Annotated in this window: 17 protein-coding genes and 1 pseudogene; 4 read left to right on the top strand and 14 right to left on the bottom strand. The window is 58.2% G+C overall.

All coding sequences use genetic code 11. The features are described 5' to 3' along the window. The first annotated feature begins 20 nt into the window (after window positions 1-20). From AABC73_RS02965 to AABC73_RS02955, 3 genes are read left to right on the top strand one after another with little or no spacing between them, the layout of a single operon-like run. Window positions 21-1,196: an FAD-dependent oxidoreductase gene (locus AABC73_RS02965; RefSeq protein WP_341522399.1), complete on the top strand. Its 1,176-nt coding sequence runs from the start codon at window positions 21-23 to the stop codon at window positions 1,194-1,196. Next, window positions 1,193-2,008, top strand: a complete 816-nt coding sequence (locus AABC73_RS02960) for an aldo/keto reductase (protein WP_341522398.1) — start codon at window positions 1,193-1,195, stop codon at window positions 2,006-2,008. The genes AABC73_RS02965 and AABC73_RS02960 overlap by 4 nt, the downstream gene beginning before the upstream one ends. A 36-nt stretch (window positions 2,009-2,044) precedes the next feature. Beyond that, window positions 2,045-3,004: a metal ABC transporter ATPase gene (locus tag AABC73_RS02955; protein ID WP_065833919.1), complete on the top strand. Its 960-nt coding sequence runs from the start codon at window positions 2,045-2,047 to the stop codon at window positions 3,002-3,004. A gap of 553 nt (window positions 3,005-3,557) precedes the next feature. On the opposite strand, the gene hldE is transcribed toward AABC73_RS02955, so the two are convergent. The 3 genes and pseudogenes from hldE to AABC73_RS02940 all read right to left on the bottom strand — a co-directional run. Beyond that, window positions 3,558-4,979, bottom strand: coding sequence for a bifunctional D-glycero-beta-D-manno-heptose-7-phosphate kinase/D-glycero-beta-D-manno-heptose 1-phosphate adenylyltransferase HldE (gene hldE / locus AABC73_RS02950; protein ID WP_020293617.1), 1,422 nt, complete (start codon window positions 4,977-4,979; stop codon window positions 3,558-3,560). A 175-nt stretch (window positions 4,980-5,154) separates the two neighbouring features. Next, the gene (gene msbA / locus AABC73_RS02945) at window positions 5,155-6,963 is read right to left on the bottom strand and encodes a lipid A export permease/ATP-binding protein MsbA (RefSeq protein WP_341524165.1); all 1,809 of its coding nucleotides are present in this window, start codon (window positions 6,961-6,963) and stop codon (window positions 5,155-5,157) included. 264 nt (window positions 6,964-7,227) lie between these two features. Next, window positions 7,228-7,635: pseudogene (locus tag AABC73_RS02940) on the bottom strand (O-antigen ligase family protein); the annotation flags it as partial. Window positions 7,636-8,260: 625 nt separating this feature from the next. Between AABC73_RS02940 and AABC73_RS02935 the strand changes: the two are divergent. Further along, entirely contained in the window at window positions 8,261-8,866 is a 606-nt protein-coding gene (locus AABC73_RS02935; RefSeq protein WP_341522397.1) for a toluene tolerance protein, read from the top strand. Window positions 8,867-8,884: 18 nt separating this feature from the next. Here the strand turns inward: AABC73_RS02935 and AABC73_RS02930 are convergent, their stop codons facing one another. The 11 genes from AABC73_RS02930 to AABC73_RS02880 all read right to left on the bottom strand — a co-directional run bounded on the left by AABC73_RS02930 (window position 8,885) and on the right by AABC73_RS02880 (window position 19,711). After that, window positions 8,885-9,985 (bottom strand): glycosyltransferase, encoded by a 1,101-nt coding sequence (locus AABC73_RS02930; protein WP_341522396.1) that lies wholly within the window; start codon window positions 9,983-9,985, stop codon window positions 8,885-8,887. 237 nt (window positions 9,986-10,222) lie between these two features. Next, entirely contained in the window at window positions 10,223-11,179 is a 957-nt protein-coding gene (locus tag AABC73_RS02925) for a glycosyltransferase (protein WP_341522395.1), read from the bottom strand. 28 nt (window positions 11,180-11,207) lie between these two features. Next, window positions 11,208-12,617 carry a PIG-L family deacetylase gene (locus tag AABC73_RS02920; protein WP_341524164.1) on the bottom strand — a complete coding sequence of 470 codons (1,410 nt, stop codon included), beginning with the start codon at window positions 12,615-12,617 and terminating at the stop codon, window positions 11,208-11,210. Beyond that, window positions 12,614-13,510: an antimicrobial resistance protein Mig-14 gene (locus tag AABC73_RS02915; protein ID WP_341522394.1), complete on the bottom strand. Its 897-nt coding sequence runs from the start codon at window positions 13,508-13,510 to the stop codon at window positions 12,614-12,616. Before AABC73_RS02915 ends, AABC73_RS02920 begins: the two co-directional genes overlap by 4 nt. Further along, the gene (locus AABC73_RS02910) at window positions 13,510-14,640 is read right to left on the bottom strand and encodes a glycosyltransferase (RefSeq protein ID WP_341522393.1); all 1,131 of its coding nucleotides are present in this window, start codon (window positions 14,638-14,640) and stop codon (window positions 13,510-13,512) included. The genes AABC73_RS02915 and AABC73_RS02910 overlap by 1 nt, the downstream gene beginning before the upstream one ends. Next, entirely contained in the window at window positions 14,624-16,381 is a 1,758-nt protein-coding gene (locus tag AABC73_RS02905; RefSeq protein ID WP_341522392.1) for a carbamoyltransferase, read from the bottom strand. The genes AABC73_RS02910 and AABC73_RS02905 overlap by 17 nt, the downstream gene beginning before the upstream one ends. 81 nt (window positions 16,382-16,462) lie before the next feature. Next, window positions 16,463-16,741 (bottom strand): hypothetical protein, encoded by a 279-nt coding sequence (locus tag AABC73_RS02900; protein WP_341522391.1) that lies wholly within the window; start codon window positions 16,739-16,741, stop codon window positions 16,463-16,465. A gap of 41 nt (window positions 16,742-16,782) precedes the next feature. After that, on the bottom strand, window positions 16,783-17,313 hold the full coding sequence (locus AABC73_RS02895) for a hypothetical protein (RefSeq protein ID WP_341522390.1): 531 nt from the start codon (window positions 17,311-17,313) through the stop codon (window positions 16,783-16,785). Further along, a complete protein-coding gene (locus AABC73_RS02890) occupies window positions 17,310-18,746 on the bottom strand; it encodes a hypothetical protein (protein ID WP_341522389.1) in 1,437 nt (478 codons plus the stop codon). Before AABC73_RS02890 ends, AABC73_RS02895 begins: the two co-directional genes overlap by 4 nt. Before the next feature lie 56 nt (window positions 18,747-18,802). Beyond that, entirely contained in the window at window positions 18,803-18,958 is a 156-nt protein-coding gene (locus AABC73_RS02885) for a PAAR domain-containing protein (protein ID WP_341522388.1), read from the bottom strand. 57 nt (window positions 18,959-19,015) lie between these two features. After that, window positions 19,016-19,711 carry a hypothetical protein gene (locus AABC73_RS02880; RefSeq protein WP_341522387.1) on the bottom strand — a complete coding sequence of 232 codons (696 nt, stop codon included), beginning with the start codon at window positions 19,709-19,711 and terminating at the stop codon, window positions 19,016-19,018. Window positions 19,712-19,715 lie beyond the last annotated feature (4 nt).

Here is a 19,715-nt window from a genome sequence, read left to right as displayed (position 1 = left end):
TTTCGGCCACTGAGGTGCTCATGCCTTCTGCTATTTCCACTGACGTTCTGATCGTCGGTGCCGGCGTTGCTGGTCTCTGGCTCAATGCCCGGCTGCGTCGTCAAGGATTCTCGACAGTTCTGGTAGAAAGTTCAGCACTGGGCGGCGGGCAAAGCCTGAAGTCCCAGGGCATCATTCACGGTGGCGCCAAATACGCGCTGCATGGCGCGCTGTCCGGCGCGTCCGAAGCCATTGCCGACATGCCGCGCCGCTGGCGTGAGGCGTTGTCGGGCAAGGGCGAGCTGGATCTGACCGGCGTGCGTCTGCTGTCCGAAGCGCATTACTTGTGGTCGCCTGGCACCCTGGCCGGCAATCTCACCAGTTTTTTCGCCAGCAAGGCGGTGCGCGGCCGCGTCGATCAAGTCAAAGGCGCCGACCTTCCCCCCGCGCTGCAAGACCCGAAATTCAAGGGCAAGGTGTATCGGCTGGCTGAACTCGTGATCGATGTGCCGAGCCTGATCGCACGGCTTGCGGAGCTGGCGGGCGACAGCTTGCTGGCCGGGCAGAACATCGAACCGCTGCACGACGGCGACCAGCTGATCGGCCTGTGCATTGACGGGCGCAACATCATTGCGCAACGGGTGGTGTTGAGTGCTGGCGCTGGCAATGCCCAATTGCTGAAGACGCTCGGCGTCTCGCAACCGACCATGCAACGCCGTCCGCTGCACATGGTGCTGGCCAAGGGGCCAACCCTGAAACCTTTGTACGCCCACTGCCTGGGCGGCGGACCGAAACCGCGCCTCACGGTCACCACCCATCCGGCGGCCGATGGCCAATGGGTGTGGTACGTGGGCGGCGACGTCGCCGAAGCGGACGGCGTTGCCCGCGAACCGGCCGCGCAAATCGCCGCGGTGAAAAAAGAATTGGGCACTTTGCTGCCCTGGATAGATCTCAGTCAGGTGCAATGGGCAACCTTGCGCGTTGATCGTGCAGAACCTGCGCAATCCGGCCTGACTCGTCCTGACAACGCGTTTCTTAACGTGCAGGGTCGATTGATGACGGGCTGGCCGACCAAGCTGGCTTTGGCCCCGGACTTTGCCGACCGGGTGCTGGCCGCGCTGTCTCACGATGAAATCCACCCAACGCCGCAGCCGCCGCTGGCAGGAATGCCACGACCGCCGCTGGCTGTACCAGTCTGGGATCAACTGCTGCCATGACCGTCAAAACACTGCACGACTTGCATCGCCCGCTGGGCGGTACCGGCCTGATCGTCTCGCCGCTGGGCCTGGGCACGGTCAAGCTCGGCCGGGATCAAGGGGTCAAGTATCCCAACGGCTTCAAGATCCCGGACGATCAACACGCGCAGATGCTATTGAAGATGGCCAAAGACATGGGCATCAATCTGATCGACACTGCGCCCGCTTATGGCACCAGCGAAGAACGCCTCGGCCCGCTGCTGCGCGGTCAACGTCAGGATTGGGTGATTGTCAGCAAGGTAGGTGAGGAATTCGAAGCTGGCCAGTCGAGCCATGACTTCAGCCCTGAACACACGCGCAAGTCCGTGGAACGCAGCCTGAAACGTCTGGAAACCGATTTTATCGATCTGGTGTTGGTGCATTCTGATGGCAACGATCTGGCCGTGCTCAACGACAGCGGCGTCTATCAGGCGCTGGCCGATCTGAAACGCGAAGGCAAGATTCGTGGATTCGGTTTTTCCGGCAAGACCGTCGAGGGAGGCCTGCTGGCGCTGCGTGAGGGCGATTGTGCGATGGTCACGTACAACCTCAACGAACAGGGCGAAAAGCCAGTACTGGACTACGCTGCTGCTCACGGCAAGGGCATTCTGATCAAGAAGGCTCTAGCCAGTGGCCACGTATGCCTGAGCCCCGGTGTTGACCCGGTACAGGCCAGTTTCCAGCTGCTGTTTGAGCATCCAGCGGTCGCCAGTGCTATTGTCGGGACCATTGATCCGCTCCATCTGGTCCACAACGTCGCCACTGCTGCTGCCGTGATTCGCCGTCAAGCCTGATGTAGGCGGCCGACCCCAACGCAAGAAGGAGCCGATATGCCGCGAACCCTGATTCGGAAAAACCCCAGCAACTTCAAAACCCTGCCGCTGTTCGTCGAAGCCACCCCCGAAGGCCTGAGTTACCAGAGCATCGGCATGCCACTGAATTTCGCCCAGACCCAGCAGCGCCGCCGCAAAATCGAAGTGGCAGACAGCTCGCGCTTTGACACGGAGTTAGCCAATCTCGGGGTTTCGGTACGTCTGACACTGAATTGGCAAAACCGCGATTACTGGGTGCTGGTGCGCCAGCGTCGGCAGGATCGCGGCGATATCGTGCTCAAGCTGATCTCCGGTTATGTGCCGGCCCACGAACTGAATCTGCCGCTGCACACCGCGATTCAGGAAGTGGCTGAAGAATGCCTGATCGAAACCCCGCAAGGCTGGCTTAGCGGGCGTTTCAACGACACCTGGCTACCGGCGCCCTACTCCGCCGCCCTGCACTATCGCGAAGCCATGCCGTTTCGCCTGACGCCTTTGTCCGGCGCGGCCCGGCCGGTCCGTTGCGGCAGCATGACGCTGATCGAACGGCCGCGCGCCTACGTGCATCTACCCACCGCTTCACTGCAACTGATCTACGACATGCGCCTGGAAGTGCCCAAGGAAGCACGGCCGCTGAGCCTGTTTCATGTGGATGAATGCCTTGAAAACGATGAGCTGGTGGCCCGCCTCAATCGCAGCAAGCCTGACCTGTACCTGATGCCGCTGGAAAACGGTGTGCCGCTGCCCGAGCTGTATACCCTGAAACGCGACAAGCTGACCCCAGCGGGCACGCGCGGGCTGTATCTGGCGGAGAGCTTTGCGGCTCAGGACGGCTGGGTGGTGCGTGACGAGCGGATTCGCTGGAAAGACTGGCTGCGCCAACAGGGCATGACCCCGCCGCCGAAAAAGACCGGCCTCAAGCGCCTGACCGGCAAGGCCCGGCAGTTGTTGCGGCTGGTGAAGGGTTTGAAAGGCTGAGAAGCCGAATCTCCGTAGGACCGGCTTCAGCCGGGAGCACGTCATTTGTGTCAGCGTGGGTCGTGGCTAAAGCCGCTCCTTGTATGTAGCCAGCAGACATCGGCCAGGCATTATTTATTCTGGCGCCGCGCTTCGAATCGGGTGAAACCAACAGCATTCGCGGTGCGGCTTATTGAGGTTTCGCCCTGACGGTCGAGTCCTTTTGTTTCGGCAAAAGGACGAAACCATCTGCGCTGACGTCCGGCCCCTGCTTCGCAGCGGTTCCTTCGACTCCGGTGCCGTGGTGTGGGTACGCGCCGACGCGCCATCCCTGGCGCAACGGCGCTCGACCGGCATCCATGCCGGTCGCCCCACCCCACGACACCTGCGCTCAGCCTCCCGACGCGCGTTTGTCGGCGTCTGCCAGAACGTGGCACGGAAAAGCAAAAATCAAAAGCCAGAGCAATTTTCCACGCTGGCCCTAAACCCGTTGGAGCGAGGCTTGCCCGCGAAGAGGTCAGCACATCCCCGCAACAGAGTATCTACGGAGTTCAGTCGTTGCAGGACCGAAACTTCACTGCCGCCGAATCTTCTCGACGATCGCCGTGGTCGAACTGTTTTCAACCAGGCCCAACACCTTCACGGTTCCGCCGTACGCCTGGACGATTTCCGCGCCGACCACCTGGTCGATACCGTAATCGCCGCCTTTGACCAATACGTCCGGTTTGACATGGCTCAGCAGGTTTTCCGGCGTGCCTTCGGGGAAGCTGATCACCCAGTCCACGGCGCCCAATCCCGCAAGTACCGCCATGCGGCGGTCGACGCTGTTGATCGGACGACCCGGTCCTTTCAGGCGGCTGACGGAAGCATCGTCGTTGACCGCAACGATCAGGCGATCACCCTGGGCGCGAGCCTGCTCCAGATACGTCACATGACCGGCATGCAGGATGTCGAAGCAGCCGTTGGTAAAAACGATCTTTTCTTTGTGCGCACGCGCGTCGTCGATGGCCAGCAGCAATTGATCCAGGCTTAACACGCCGCGCTCGGAACCCTCTTCGCGCTGAATCGCCCGACGCAGCTCCGGTGCGCTGATCGCCGCCGTACCCAGCTTGCCAACCACGATACCTGCGGCCAGATTAGCTAAAGCCACCGCATGGGGAAGTTCTTCGCCCGCAGCAATCGCCGCAGCGAGCGTGGAAATAACCGTATCGCCAGCACCGGTGACGTCAAAGACTTCACGGGCGCGGGCTGGCAAATGCAGCGCCGGGTGATCCGGGCGCAACAAGGTCATGCCGTGTTCGCCACGGGTGACCAGCAACGCACCGAGCTCCAGTTCGCTCATCAATTGCGCGCCTTTGGCGACCAGTTCGGCTTCGTCGACGCAATGGCCGACGATGGCTTCGAATTCGCTGAGGTTAGGCGTGATGACACTGGCGCCGCGATAGATGGCGAAATCCTTGCCCTTCGGATCGGCAAGCACCGGAATGCCGCGCTCGCGGGCCAACTTGATCAGCACCTGATGATTTTTCAGCGCGCCCTTGCCGTAATCAGACAGCACCAGCACTTTGATGCCATCGAGCAGGCCATCCACTTCAGCGCTCAAGGCTTCGGCATCGGTGGAGAACGGTTCTTCAAAGTCGATACGCAGCAATTGCTGGTGGCGGCTCATGACTCGCAGCTTGACGATGGTCGGCTGGTGGGCAATGCGCTGGAAACGTGCCAGCACGCCCGCAGCCTTCAGGCTATTGGCAAGACTTTCGGCAGCCTCATCTTCCCCGGTAACACCTACCAGAGAAGCGGGGGCACCCAGTGCGGCGATGTTCAAGGCAACGTTGGCGGCACCGCCTGGACGATCCTCGATCTGCTCGACCTTGACCACCGGCACCGGCGCCTCCGGTGAAATCCGCGAGGTACCGCCATGCCAATAGCGGTCGAGCATGACATCGCCCACTACCAAGACTGGTGCTTGATCGAAACGCGGCATGGACAACTTCATCGAACAACCCGTGACTAAATGAACAGGGCCGGAATCTTAGCACAGGGTTTGGAAAGGCTTGGAGTTGCGAAGCATTGCAAAACCCCTATTGCAGGGGCAGACCGGATTCGTAGGACCGGCTTTAGCCGGGAGAACGCTCTCCCGGCTAAAGCCGGTCCTACAAATAACGCTGCTTTTAGATCGCCCCAACCGGAGCAGGCTCGTCCAGACCCATGGCGTGCAGGCGGGCGTAGTAGCCGTTCTGCGCCAACAACTCGGCATGGGTGCCGCGCTCGACGATCCGACCGGCGTCCATCACCAGAATCAGGTCGGCCCGCTCGATGGTAGTCAGGCGATGGGCGATGACCAGCGTGGTGCGGCCTTTCATCACATGATCCAGCGCTGCCTGGATGTGACGCTCGGACTCGGTGTCCAGCGCCGACGTCGCTTCATCGAGGATCAGCAGAGGCGCGTTTTTCAGCAAAGCCCGCGCGATTGCCAGACGCTGGCGTTGACCGCCGGACAGCAACACGCCGTTTTCGCCGACTTGCGTGTCGAAGCCTTCCGGCAACTGATCGATGAACTCCTTGGCATAGGCGTCTGCCGCTGCGGCTTCAATATCGGCACGCGGAGCGCCAGCCAGATCGCCGTAGGCAATGTTGTTGGCGACGCTGTCATTGAACAGCGTGACACTCTGCGTGACCTGAGCGATGTGACGGCGCAGGTTACGCAGGGTGTAATCGCTGATTTCCACGCCATCGAGCAGGATTTGCCCGGTGTTGTGCTGATAGAAACGCGGAATCAGGTTGGCAAGCGTTGACTTGCCGCTGCCCGAGCGCCCGACCAGAGCAATCATTTGCCCCGGTGCCGCAGCAAAGCTGATGTCGTTCAGAACCTGACGTTCAGTGCCCGGATAGGTGAAGCTCAGATTCTTGACTTCCAGATGGCCGGTCACGCGCTCACGTTCAACCGAGCCGCTGTCGAACTCAGGCTCGACATCAAGCTGTTCGAATATGCTTTCAGCGCCAGCAACACCTTTTTGAATGGTTGAGCTGACTTCAGATAGCTGTCGGATCGGTTTCGGCAGCAAGCCCGCAGCCGTGATGTAAGCCACCAGATCGCCAGCGGTCGCATCGCCACGCAGGTACAAGACCAGGAACATCAATACCGCCATGGCGGTGTAGATCACCAATTGCAGCATCGGCGTGTAGACCGCGCCGGTCTTGGTCATGCGTAGCTGCTTGTCGGTGTTGCTCTGGCTGGCACCGGCGAAACGGTCCTGCTCGTACTTCTCGCCGCCGAAGCTGCGCACTACGCGATAACCCTGGATGGTCTCGGAAGCCACGTGGGTAACATCACCCATGGCGACCTGAATCTTCTTGCTCTGCTTGCGGAATTTCTTGCTGGCGCTGCCGACCATCGTGGCGATCAGCGGCAGGATTGCCAGCATCACCAGCGTCAACTGCCAGTTCATCCACAGCAGGTAGATGAACAGGAAAACAATGGTCAGGCCTTCACGAATGACGACTTTGATCGCATCGGTCGCCGCGCCCGTCACCATCGTCACGTTGAAGGTGATACGGGAAATCAGATGGCCCGAGTTATGGGTATCGAAATAACGATTGGGCAAGACCAGCAGTTTGTTGAACAACTCGACCCGCAGGTCATGCACCAGCCCCAGGGAAACCTTGGCCAGGAAATAGTTGCCCAGATACGAACCCAGGCCTTGCCACGCGGCAATCAGCACGATCAGCAGCGGCACCGCCTGCAGCAATTGCAGGTCGCGCAGGTACGGAACGTTCGGGAACAGCACCGCTTCCGGGTTGCTCAGGCCATCGACAAAGTATTTCAGAATGCCGGCCAACATGGGCTGGGTCGAAGCAAAAATGACGAAGCCAATGATGCTGAGCAGGAAGATCCCGATGTAGGGCCTGACGTAATTCAGCAGTCGAAAATAGATTTTCAGGCTGGAGCTTTGCCCGGCGTCGGACGCTTTGTCGCTCATCTTAAAGCTCGCTGAAGTAGAAGAACGCGCGATTTTATCACAGGCGTCGCGCTGGGCCCTGGCCCAAACCATGACAGTGGCCAGCCCGATCGGCAGCCAGCTGATAAACCACTCGGCACGCGGCGAACCCGTCAGGCTGGCCGCGTCGAACTGCATGGCCAGGGTGGAGAATAGCCACATGCCCATCAACCCGCGCCCCAGCGGCGTATCGCGACCGCGCCAGCCTTCGCGCAGCACCGCCAGCCAGACCACCGCCCAGAGCAGCATTCCCGGGACACCCAACTGGATGGCCGTGTGGGTGAACAGATTGTGCGAGTGATCAAAACGCAGGCCATCGGCGACCACCACGTCGTAAGGCGCTCCCAGACCGATACCGATCCAGGGGTGCTGGCCAATCATCTTGATTGCCGCGGCAAATATCTCGGGACGATACGATGAGCCGCGCGCCATCATCAGCGGCTCAAGCAGCCAGAACCCGACAGCGGCCAGCAACACCGCCGTCCCGGCAACCAGATAGGCGCGTCGATTGCGACACCAGATCGGCATCGCCACCACGGTAAAGAACAGCGCCAGCACTGCGCCGCGACTCTGGGACAGCACGACAAACCCGCCGGTCAGCGCCAGGGCCAGCAACCAGAGCCCGCGCAGTGGCAGCCGTTTCGGCGGCCACATCAGCATCCAGATGGCGGCCAGCCCGACCACATAGGCGCCGAGAATCGGGTGCGACAGCTCACCAATGCCTTCCAGACGCGCATGCCACAGGTTATGGCGAATGCCGAAGAACTCGATCATCGACACCAGCGCGGCCAGCGCCATGCCGATCCCCGCCCACTGCATCAGGCGAATCACCCGGTCCGGTCGGGCGTCGGCCAGGATCGGGAAAAACAGCACGAACAGGCCGATGTACAGCATGCGTTTGAATTCGCGACCCGGTTCCTCCGCCTGTGACCAATAAAGACTGATGGTCGACCAGAGCCCGAGCAGCAACAGGGAGACACACAGGACACGCTGCTGACGCCAAAACTCACCCAGTCGCGCACGCGCCGACCACGCCAGTAACAGGCCGGGCACCCAGACCAATGCCACAAGGCCTTGCTGGTAAATCTTGTTGGAGGGAGCGAAGGCAATTGCCAGCAAAAACCATAGCAGCCCGGCGGATAACCAGACTTGTGCCCAACGGCGTGCGTACATCCCGACTCCTAATTTTCAGACCAGACCAGCCCGGCATGGTGCAAGTGACAACTTTTCGGCATCATTGCGCGTCAATCCGCTCGCATTCCAACAAGGCTTTCTACTGATGCAATGCTTACGGCTCTCAAAGGCCGCTTTAAATCAAATGATCGTCGGCGCCAAAGTGCTGGAGGCCGACAGCTATGGCGCGAAAGTGTACATGTTGCAGGATGGCAAAATCCTTAAACTGTTCCGCCGCAAGCGATGGTTTTCATCGGCACTGCTGCGTCCCTATTCGAAACGCTTCATCGATAACGCCGCAAAGCTTGAAAAACTGGGGGTTCCGACCCTCAAGGTGACGCATTTCTACACCCTCGACAAACCCGGCATGACAGCCGTTCTGTATCGCCCGCTGCCGGGTGAAACCCTGCGACAGCTGGCCCGTCAACCGGGTTTCAGCTGGCAGCAGCAGCTCCCGGCGCTTATCGAGCTGGTGCGCAGTCTGCATCAATCGGGGATTTATTTCAGATCGTTGCACTTGGGGAATATCGTCGTCACACCGGATGAAAAGCTGGGCCTGATCGATGTGGCCGATATGCGTTTCTTCAAGGCGCCGCTTTCCGAGCGGTTGATCAAGCGCAACGTCCAGCACTTCTCCAGCTATATCAAGCGCGAGAACCTGGGGGACGAATTCCCTTTACAAGCGCTGGAACAGGCATTGCTCGCAGCCTGAAACACTTGCAGCGTCGATTCAGCGAGTCGACAGCAGTGTCCGGGAATCCTCGCAGAAGCGTTCCCAGGCCGCTGCCGGTGCAAGGGCCTGGAACTGGGAGGCGGAGACATTGGCGCCTTCCTGTGCGAGCAACGTTCCGATGGCTTTGACCCACGCGGCAACATCGGCGACCGGCACATAATAGCCAGCGTCGCCCAACTGCTCGCGGAACACTTCAAGATCGCTGACCAGCACCGGCACGCCGGCAATGACCGCCTCTTGCAAAACCAGGCCCAGGCCTTCTTCCCGGGAAGGAATCACCACCCAGTCGAAACCGCGATACAACTTGGCCAGCCCTGGCTTGTGGCCCGGCATGAACACCTTGCCGGTCAACCCCAGCTGTTTGACCTTGCGCTCAAGCACGCCGCGATCAGGCCCTTCGCCAATGATCACCAGATTGAGATCGGGATGGCGCGGCAGCGATTGCGCGAAGGCGTCCAGCAAATAGTCAAAGCCCTTGTCGGGAACCAGTCGCCCCACAGCGCCGAGTACGCGAATGCCATCTGCGGGCAAGTCCAGAACCTTGCGGGCTTGTTTGCGTTCCAGCAGCCGAATACAAAACGCCTCGGGTTCAAGTGCGCTGCGCAGTGCCTGCACTGGCAGTTTCAGATCTTCCTGCAACGCCACGGCGAGGGTTTGCGAGACGGCCGCCAGCGTCAGGCGCTCGGCCGGGAATTGACGAAACAGCGAGCGGTGCTGCTCGCGCAAGCGTGTGGCGCCGTGGAAAACCACGACGGCGCGTACGCCCGGCATGTTTTTCAGGATAGGCAGCATCACCCGGGCGACGCCGAGGCCATCCAGCAAGACGACTTTCGCGCCGCTTTCCAGCAGCGCCTTGCGTAACCGTGCATGCATCCAGGGTTTGAGCAAACGCCAGACATGCCGCTCTTTGAGCAACCGCGAGGAAAGACGCCATTCTCGGGCGTCTTTTACAGGCTCGGAACAGTCGCTGATGTCTCCTTGGAGAAACCAGGTCTTGATCTCGATGCTCGGGTCGAGTTGCGAGACGATCTGCTGATGTACCTTATGAACCGAGGAAAACGGCGAGCCGCTGGCCCACATCACATTTATGATGCTCATCTGGCGTTGAGCCCCGATGCAGGCAAGCCAACATCCACCACGGCGCGATCAATTATTGGTAAAGCCAATGCACACTCCAGACGGCAGCGTAAGCCCAGGTATTCACTCGTCCCGGTGGGTATTGCACCAGCGTGCAAGGCCGACGAGGGTACTCAGTGAAACCTGAAAATAATAGGTACAACCACAACATCAACAACACGCCGCATCAACAATCCGCAAGCAGAATCGTGCCTGAATTCAGAAGCCCAGCGTCGCCCGCAAGCGCTCAAACCACTTCAAAGGTGAAGGCGTTCGAAGCGCAGGCTCAAGCTCTTTGACAATACGTTGGCCAATCGTTGCAAAACTGAATTGCGACATTGCCAGATTACGGCCGTTGACGGCAATACGCGCCGCAAATTCCGGATCACCACGCAGTACGGCCAGCTTCTCCTGCAATTGCGGGATACTGCTGTAAAACACCACGTTTTCCATATCCTGCAGACCCAGGGCGCGGTTTTCGCCTTCGCCCTGATCATAGGCCAGCAACACGCAGCCGCAGGCCATGGCCTCGAAATTCTTGATCATGTACTCGCCCATGCCGACATCGGCACTGACGAAAAAACGAATCCGGTTGAGCGTCTCGCAATACTCTTCACCCGACTTGGTGCGCGTCACCACCAGATTTTCCACCTGGCCCAACTCATCCAGCAACGCCTTGCGCCCGCTGTAGGCCACGCTGTTGGTGCTGCCGACAAAGGCCAGTTCGATGTCGCGCTCGCGCCCCTGATCCTGCAACAGGCTCTGGTCATAACCTTTGGGCACGAACACCGCATCGAAACCTTCAGCCCGCAAACGCTCGCTCACTATAAACCCGGAGCAGATCACTCGTACCCATGGCAGCTTCCGATAATGGGCGCTGAATTTTCCGGTGTACTTACAGGAAATATAGTTCTGGTAAGCATCGTGTTCGAGGATCACCAGATTGGGGAGTGTGCGAATGAAAGCAACCTGACGGATTTCCTGTTTGAAGCGCAGGAAAAAGACAATGCGGTCGTACTGCGTGACATCCACTTCGCGCCGAAAGTAACCCCGCAGATTTCTCTGCTCGGCCGACGTCAACCAGCGCAGATCACACTCGCAGTGCGCGGCAATGCCTTCATACAAGCGATCCAGAATGGCTCGTTGTTCTTTCTGGACCAGAAGTAGAACTTTCATTATTTTCCTTGAACCGCAACCTGCTGAATCAGATGTCCTTGCGCCAGAACAGCTCGTGGCGGCGAACAGCCTTTCTGTAGAATTCGTTTTCACCTTCTGCCGGCCAGCGTCGGCCCGCCAATGCACCTTGCAACCAGCGCCGCACCTTGCGCTTGAGCGGCATGGGCGGTTGCAGGTCGTGCATCATACCCAGCGCCATGGCTTTGTCGCGCTGCTGTGCGACAGTCAATTGCAGGCAGTAAGGCGTCAGTTGCAACCCGGCGTCGAACACCGGCGGCAAACTGACGCCGCTATAGGCATCGCCCATCGGCCAGCGATCATTGTCATGCAGATGATTGGCGTAGCCCAGAATCACCTGTGGCTGCCATTCCAGGCCTTGCAACGCTTCGAGCACCGCAGCCTGGGCGCAGATATGGTCCGGATGAGGATCAATCGCCGGATGCGGCATCACCAGCACCTCGGGCCGAGCACGCAAGAGCAGTGCCCGCAGATCAGCGAGCAGGTTATTCCAGGTCGGCGCGCCATCGACATCGCCGGGCAACGGCAGCGAATTGAACTGGCGGAACAGCCGGGTATCACTCAGGTCGGCCTCGCGCGACGCGACGGGCTGATCCGGCGCAGCCTGCATGGCTGGAAGTTGCAGGCAGAAATAGCCTAGCTGCACGCACTGCGCTTCCGGAACGCCGCCCCAACGTGGCACGGCAATGCTGTCCCAGGCACGCAGCCGGCCCTTGATCCGCGCGGCTTCGGCACGTTCCATGCCCATCTGCTGATAATGCTCGGCTTCGATTTCCCCGGCGGTCAGCGTCACGATCCAGGCATCCTGCGCCTGACTGTACAAACCGAACGCCGCCAATTCGGCATCGTCGGCATGGGGCGCGATCACCATGACTTTTTGCTGGCGGGCATCCGGCTGACGAAACACCCAAAGCCTGGGCGTGCCGTGAAGACGACAGAAACGACCTTGCACATGTAGCGAGCCGTCGACCAGCGCAGCACCGAGCCCGCTGAGATTCAGGTAACGCACGCCGTCGACGCCACGCTCAAAGGCCTGGCGGTCCGCGACTTCAGCACCCAGCATTTCAACGACCGGGTCCAGAAAACGTCCGAGCCAGGTACTTTTGAGCTGTATCGCGAGGATCAGGGTTTCATCGCCAGCCAGGGTCAGCGGCGAGTCGATGCGCAACTGCTCGCCAATCAGGCTGACGCCTGCCACTTCGGCATCGACCGGAAAGTTGTACTGATAATCGTCTTGAGGCGAGTAAAACAAGTGATCGGCAAACCAGGCTTCGTGAGCGACCCAGCCGACCAACGCCAGCAGCAGCGGCAACCACCACGCCACCCCCACGCCAACGACAATCAGCAACAGCAAGCCGATCAGCAGCGCCACACGCTTGTTACGGCGATGGCGCTTGAGCAGCTCCTGTTTACGGCTCAAATCTGGAATACCGGCACGGGGTTGCACCAACGATCCTTGTACTCGCGGTCGGCGCGACCGAACGAGAAACGCAGCGGTTTGCCCAGCGCGCGGGCATCTTCCCAGGCGCTTTGGGTGTTGAGAAAACTCAGCACGCTGCCGGGGCTGAAATCCCGGGTTTCGGGGTCGACGCCGCCGTTGACGTACTCGACGCTGATCCACTCGGGTGCTTCAACGCGATACACCAGCTGGATCGCGATGGGCGCGTCATTGAGAAACACCACCGAGCCGGTCAGGAACTCACGCAGCAATTCGATGACTTCGCCCATACGTTCAGCGCCTGTCGCCGGGAAACCCCAGCGGCGCTGGAACAGGTCGCAATACATGCGGGCCATTTCGGCGCTGCTGAACTCGCTGACCGGACGCACGATGCCGCCCGCCTCTTCCAGCAGACGCAATTCGCGGCGCTGGTTGTAACGAAATTTTTTCGACAGCTCTTCCGGGGTTCGCGCCATCGCCAGGGATTCAGCCTGCGGCTTGAAGGTGCTGACGCGGCCTTCATTGAGCGCCGACAAGTAGCGCCCGCGATGCCGGACGGGCACCTGAACATCGGCGGCAATCGGTAGGATCAATTCGGCGTTGCCCAGATCGAACAGGCCTTTCTTGCCTCGACTTTTCAGCACGTCCTTGGACAGCGCCAGCGAGCGACCCCAGGTCGGAATCGCTGCCTTTATATCGCCGTCTTGCTCCCAGGCCAGATAACGCACGGGAATTTCAGCCAGGCCGGCAAGGCGCTCGACCACCAGAGGATGCGTCGCCACGCTGCCACCGAAACGCTGCCAGGCCTGTTGATAAGCGTCGGCGTCGATCAGGTTCCAGCCACGCTCACGCCAGCCTTGCAATCGATTGAGCATCAGGATTGCGCCGTCACGCTGATGACTTGCGGCAGACGCCAGAACACATCGCGCACGGCCTGATCGGAGAAGCGCTCACGCAGGCGCAGCAACATCAAATCAGCACACGCCCGGCGTTGCTCGGCATCCAGCGCAGACAAGTGCAGCAAGCCTTGGGCCAAACGTTCGTCATCACCCAGCGGAAACAGCACGCCAACGCCTTCGACCACTTCCTTGGCCCCGCCGCACGACGTGGCCAACAGCGGCACACCGGCCACCATGGCTTCCAGCAGGACCATGCCGAATGGTTCGTGGTCCGAGCTGAGGGCAAACAAATCAAAGGCCTTGTAGTAACGACGCGCGTCCTGGACCTGCCCGAGAAACAGCACCTGAGAACCGATACCCAGTTCCAGCGCCAGCTCCTTGAGATCCTGTTCAAGACGACCCTTGCCGAGAATCACCAACTGGCTGTTCGACGGCAGATCAGGCAGCGCCTTGGCGAAACCGCGCAGCAGCGTGGCCTGATCCTTGTCCGGATGCAGACGCCCGACATTGCCGACAATCCAGGCGGATGGCGACAGGCCCAATTCTTCACGAGCCTGTTCGGCGGAAAACTGGCTGGCCTGCAGTTGTTCGATATCGATGCGGTTGTACAGGGTCTGAATGCGTCCGGTCGGCCACTTCGGCAGGCTGCTGCGCATGTCGTCGCGCACCGCATCGGACACACCAAGCAGACTCAGACGCCAACGGAAAATTTGCGCGAAGAGTTTGCGGCTGCGGCGTTGATAATCGCCAAACGCGTGGTGCACACCAATCACCGGCAAGCGTGTTGCCAGCAGGGCGATGTACACCGGTTTGAAGCGATGAGCGATGCAGAAGCTGAAATCCCGCGACGCGACGATCTTGCGCAGGTCGCGGATCGCGCGGATTTTCAGGCCGCGAATGGCCTTGGAGCTGTGCTCCAGAAACAGCACTTCGTCCGAGGCGCAACCCGCCGCAACCTCGGCATCAGCGGCGCCGGTCAGGAATACCGTGGTGACACGATAACCCTTGCTGGCGAACAGGCTGGCGTATTGCCGGGCACAGTCCAGAAACGGGCCATCATAGCCGTGGCAGAACTGCAGCACATGGCGCTCAGCCGAGCGTGTCATAGGTTTCCACGCCGTCTTTGACCACCAGAATGTCTTCCATGATCAGGTATTCCAGATCCGAGCCGAAGAACATGTTCAGCGCGTCGGTCGGCGAGCAGATCATCGGTTCGCCACGACGGTTCAGCGACGTGTTCAGCGACACGCCGTTGCCGGTCAAGACTTCCAGAGCCTTCATCATGTCGTAGTAACGCGGGTTGTATTCGCGTTTGAGCACCTGGGCCCGGGAAGTGCCGTCTTCATGGACAACTTCCGGCACGCGGGTTTTCCACTCTTGCGCCACTTCAAAGGTGAAGGTCATGAACGGCGCAGGGTGATCGATCTTGATCATCTGTGGCGCTACGGTGTCGAGCATCGACGGGCAGAAAGGCCTCCAGCGCTCGCGGAACTTGATCTGATGGTTGATGCGGTCAGCCACACCCGGGATGCTTGGGCAACCAATGATCGAACGACCACCCAAGGCGCGCGGACCGAACTCCATCCGACCCTGGAACCAGGCCACCGGATTGCCTTCAACCATGATCTTGGCGATGCGCTCAGGGGTGTTTTCGATCTGGCGCCACACCGGTTTGCTCGGGTGACGGGCGCAGGCTGCGATAACGTCTTCGTTGCTGTAGGACGGGCCGAGATAGACGTGTTCCATCTTCTCCACCGGCACGCCACGCGCGTGGGACACATAAGCTGCCGCGCCCACCGCCGTACCCGCATCGCCGGAAGCCGGCTGCACGAACAGCTCTTTGACTTCAGGGCGCGCGATGATCTTCTGGTTCAGCTTGACGTTCAACGCGCAGCCACCGGCGAAGGCAATCTTGCCGGTTTCCTTGAGAATGTCGCCCAGGTAGTGATCCATCATCTGCAACGCCAGCTTCTCGAACAGCGCTTGCATGCTGGCGGCGTAATGGATGTACGGCTCGTCGGCGACGTCACCGACGCGTTTCGGGCCCAGCCACTCGATCAGTTTCGGCGAGAAGTAGAAGCCTTTGCCGTTCTCTTTATAGCGACGCAGGCCGATCACGTTGGCCAGCTCGGTGTTGATCACCAGCTCGCCATTCTCGAAGGTCGCCAGACGCGAGAAGTCATACTTGCTGGCATCGCCATACGGCGCCATGCCCATGACCTTGAACTCGCCATCAAGCATTTCAAAGCCAAGGAATTCGGTGATTGCGCCATACAGGCCGCCAAGGGAATCCGGATCGAAGAATTCCTTGATCTTGTGGATCTTGCCGTTTTCGCCGTAGCCGAAGAAGGTCGTGGCGTACTCACCCTTGCCGTCGATGCCCATGATCGCGGTTTTCTCTTGAAAACCGGAGCAGTGGTAAGCGCTGGAAGCGTGGGCCAGATGATGCTCGACCGGCTCGATCTTGATTTTTTTCGGATCGAAACCCAGTTGCTCAAGGCACCAGACAATCTTGTTGCGATAGCGCTTGTAGCGGCGGTTGCCCATCAGCAGCGCATCGAGCGCACGATCCGGGGCGTACCAGTAACGCTTGGCGTAATGCCAGCGCGCCTTGCCGAACAAGCTGATAGGCGCGAAGGGAATCGCCACCACATCCACGTCCGAAGGCTTGATGCCCGCCTGCTCAAGGCAGAACTTCGCCGACTCGTAGGGCATGCGGTTCTTTGCATGCTTATCGCGAACGAAGCGCTCTTCTTCAGCCGCCGCGACGAGCTTGCCGTCGATGTACAGGGCAGCGGAAGGATCATGGCTAAGGGCGCCGGACAGGCCAAGGATCGTCAATGCCACTAGGGTCTAGCCTCTTTAGTCTGCATGCAGGCGGCAGGCGCCTGAGAAAAATATGTGCTCTCGCACGCGGGCGAGGAACAGCTAAAGCGCGGGATTATAGCGTAATGACCCGGGGTTTGGCTTGGGGCTGATAAATCCGGCACAGCGTCGTTCGAACGGGATAACAATCGATGCGCAAGTGCAACGCTTCGCTGAGAGGCTTGTCGCGAGCAGGTAAGAGGCCAGAAATTTGCGCGGCACTTCGCAATTGAAGATGACGTCATAACCTACCCAAGGGGTTACGCCCACTTCCTCGCGGACCCAGCCGTCGAGGAGTTGAGGGTCGATATGGCCGATCAGATCCCCAGCCTTGATAGGCATGGGATTTTCCAGCATCACCACTTGGTTAAGAGGCTGCAGAGTCAAGGCTCTTGACTTGTGCTGTTTGTGCCGTCGATCGGCGGAAATAGAAATTTGTTATCTCTAACTACGCTGTCTTCTACATCCCTGATTGCTTCGCTATCCAATTTTTTTTGCCCGAAAGAGTTTTCAATGCAACTGCGCTCCATGATGGCCTTGTCATTTTTAGCGACCTCTAAAAAAGCTCTAGCACCATATCTTTCTTGGGGGACACCAAGAACGTATGCATGCTCATTGACTCTGAACCCCAGATAAGTTGTAAAGGTCCACTTGTCTACCCAGCGACTCATGGGGGATACCAAAGAGAACTTCCTACTTAGATCAATTTTCGATTTTGTACCAAATCTATAAAAAACGATTTTTTTGTCTGCGCTAGAGCAGAAGGATAAAATCCTGCTTTTTTCTTCATTCAAAATACATGATGCAATCGTTATCTCTCCGAAACCACATAGCGTTTTTTGCGATCCGAACGCATCAACGCTTAAGAAAAACAACACATAAAGGTTGCTGAATAATATATTAAGCCTCTTCACTTTAATACTCCCTCAATTAGTTCATATGCACTCCTTCGCTCTTCAAACCCCATTTCTCCGCCGTTAACTTTTTTTGTTAAAAACCTCACATCCGAATAACCTCCACCGCGCTCCTCAGTATAAACTTTAGATGCTAGCCAGAACCACATGACACTTCTTATAGCTGTAGGCATTTCATTGATCAGATCTGGATTATCCACAGTCTGCGGAACAGATCCCTGCCAGTACTTACCGTAATCCCGCATAAAGCCATTATATTTTTCGTAGCCGGTAATTTGTATCAGTCCTCTCCCTCGGAAATCATATCCATCATCCGGATGTGAAGCCCGATTTCCATTAAGCCTCTGAAAATGTTTTCGCCCTATGTCCTGTTGATTGGCCCTGCGAATGATCCGGCCGCTCGAATCCTTCAAATATCCATCCTGCTCTGCCTCGGTGGGGTGTGCACGATAGTAAACACTGAACAGTTTCAATGCGGCAGGTGAGTACTCCCAGCTTTCGGAAATACCTTTCATGGCCGCTCCAACTTCACCCTTGATTTGAGCAAAGAAGTGACGCTGCCTTAGCCGCGTGTCTAGTTTGAATTCAACAAGGCGTCCATTGATTTCATTCAATACTATTTCGATATCCCAATCGTCCGCGGCGGGGAATATTTGCTTCAGTTGAGCATGAGTGATCTCTAGCGGATGAGCAGTTAAGAAACACCCCACCAACCCCACCGGATGAAAGTGACAAACCTTCGCCCACGAATCCAGCCCCACTTTCTCCGCAACTTCATCCCACCAACTCAGTTGTTTGATGCGCTCTTTTTCCGCTAGCCAGTTCAGGTGCGGGGTTGAGCCGCTGTGGCCGAGCATTTCGTCCATGGCGTCCCACTTGCGTGGCCGGTGTACCCACTCGGTTTCGTAGTCGATGATCAGTTGCGAGATGGATTGGGCGTGGGCCGGCAGGTTGAGGGCCGCCTGTATTTCGTCACCGGACATTTTGCCGTCGCGGTCGCGGTCGATGATGGCGAACAGGCGGCTCATGACCGGCCCTTGGTCCACATCGTCGGCCAGGGCACCGTATTGCGCGAGTTGCGCTTCGCTGAACTGGTTGACGGCGCGCAGGTAGGAGGCGAGGAATTTGCGCGGCACGTCGTAGTTGAAGATGACGTCGTAACCTTCCCATGCCCACGGACTGAACCATGGGGTGACGCCCACTTCCTCGCGGACCCAGCCGTCGAGCAAAGTGTTGTTGGCGTCATGCAGCAGACCATCGAGGCGATACCAGTTACAGGCCTTTTTGTCCGGGGTGGCCGCGACCGCGATTTTCTTTTCAGGGGGCAGCCCGTCGAGCAGGCTTTTTGGAACGAGCAGGTCAGCGTCGCTGAGGGCGTGGGGCGCGTTTAGGGTGGGTGGCTGTTTGGCGTTGAAACGCTCTTGATGGGTCACCACGGCGGTGCATTTAAGGCGATAGGTACGCCGTTGCCCTTGAACACAAAATGCCCTTAAGCAATCACGGTCGGGCCGTGGCCCGGAATTAGGCAAGACACCGGATCGCCCTCGCGAGCAACAACAATGCCTTCGAACTTGGTGTCGGCAGAGCCGGAGAGGACGATGCCGCCTCCCGTAGTCATGTCGACGATACGTATGATGTTTTTCATTTGTTAATCCGAATTAAAATTTTTATGCGATGAACCGCCGAAAGACAATTACCACTTCTAATAGAGATTTCCTGACACCCTCATTATCGCTTTTAATTTTTCAAAGTTAACAAAATCACCATCTTTCCCAAGCAAAACCATCAACTCCCCATAAATAGCTACATTTTCTTTGCGAGGAGGATCGCACGCCAACAAATTATCAAACGACGTTCCTTCCGGAAAATAAGCAAGAATTTTCGGTGCCGACACTTGGACAGTGTCCTTACTCCCAGAAATATAATCTTCATATATTTTATCCACAGTTATCGGATGCCGCGGGAGATGTCCGTCATTACTTTCAATCGAGCTGTTCCAGCGCCCAGCTTCATCCCATTCACCGTCACATTGCTGCCCTGTTTCTACGCTGAGTACGCAACCGTCGGCCATCCTTACAAATGCGCAGAGGTAATACTTATATTCCTTCCCTTTCGCATCATTATCGCCAGATAGAAAACCAGATTCAGTAAAATACACAATTGAGTAATTTTTATCCGGCGACAAATTACCTTCATCATAACGGCCATCATAGTCAAACTTAAGCCCCTCATCAAAAACATGCAAAAGCATACCATTTCTGCTCTTATAAACTAGAGAGTTATAACTCCCCCCCGCCCCTTCTGAATAGATCAACGTCCCAGACACTCCTTCAACCACAGAGGCATGCAGCTTAGTCACAGCAAAAATACCAGCCACGAATATTAATACATTCTTCATGAAA

Origin of the sequence: Pseudomonas sp. G.S.17 (assembly GCF_038096165.1) — a bacterium.
Lineage (GTDB): Bacteria > Pseudomonadota > Gammaproteobacteria > Pseudomonadales > Pseudomonadaceae > Aquipseudomonas.
The sequence above is the reverse complement of the archived record's forward strand: the minus strand, read 5'-3'. Positions and strand labels throughout refer to the sequence as shown.

What these genes read in the sequence shown, in the direction of transcription:
- AABC73_RS02915 (WP_341522394.1), bottom strand. Translation starts at nt 13,510, where the DNA reads ATGCTCAATCGATTGCAAGGCTGGCGTGAGCGTGGCTGGAACCTGATC.
- AABC73_RS02930 (WP_341522396.1), bottom strand. Translation starts at nt 9,985, where the DNA reads ATGAGCATCATAAATGTGATGTGGGCCAGCGGCTCGCCGTTTTCCTCG.
- AABC73_RS02900 (WP_341522391.1), bottom strand. Translation starts at nt 16,741, where the DNA reads ATGCCTATCAAGGCTGGGGATCTGATCGGCCATATCGACCCTCAACTC.
- msbA (WP_341524165.1), bottom strand. Translation starts at nt 6,963, where the DNA reads ATGAGCGACAAAGCGTCCGACGCCGGGCAAAGCTCCAGCCTGAAAATC.
- AABC73_RS02965 (WP_341522399.1), top strand. Translation starts at nt 21, where the DNA reads ATGCCTTCTGCTATTTCCACTGACGTTCTGATCGTCGGTGCCGGCGTT.
- AABC73_RS02910 (WP_341522393.1), bottom strand. Translation starts at nt 14,640, where the DNA reads ATGACACGCTCGGCTGAGCGCCATGTGCTGCAGTTCTGCCACGGCTAT.
- AABC73_RS02885 (WP_341522388.1), bottom strand. Translation starts at nt 18,958, where the DNA reads ATGAAAAACATCATACGTATCGTCGACATGACTACGGGAGGCGGCATC.
- AABC73_RS02935 (WP_341522397.1), top strand. Translation starts at nt 8,261, where the DNA reads ATGCAATGCTTACGGCTCTCAAAGGCCGCTTTAAATCAAATGATCGTC.
- AABC73_RS02925 (WP_341522395.1), bottom strand. Translation starts at nt 11,179, where the DNA reads ATGAAAGTTCTACTTCTGGTCCAGAAAGAACAACGAGCCATTCTGGAT.
- hldE (WP_020293617.1), bottom strand. Translation starts at nt 4,979, where the DNA reads ATGAAGTTGTCCATGCCGCGTTTCGATCAAGCACCAGTCTTGGTAGTG.
- AABC73_RS02880 (WP_341522387.1), bottom strand. Translation starts at nt 19,711, where the DNA reads ATGAAGAATGTATTAATATTCGTGGCTGGTATTTTTGCTGTGACTAAG.
- AABC73_RS02960 (WP_341522398.1), top strand. Translation starts at nt 1,193, where the DNA reads ATGACCGTCAAAACACTGCACGACTTGCATCGCCCGCTGGGCGGTACC.
- AABC73_RS02955 (WP_065833919.1), top strand. Translation starts at nt 2,045, where the DNA reads ATGCCGCGAACCCTGATTCGGAAAAACCCCAGCAACTTCAAAACCCTG.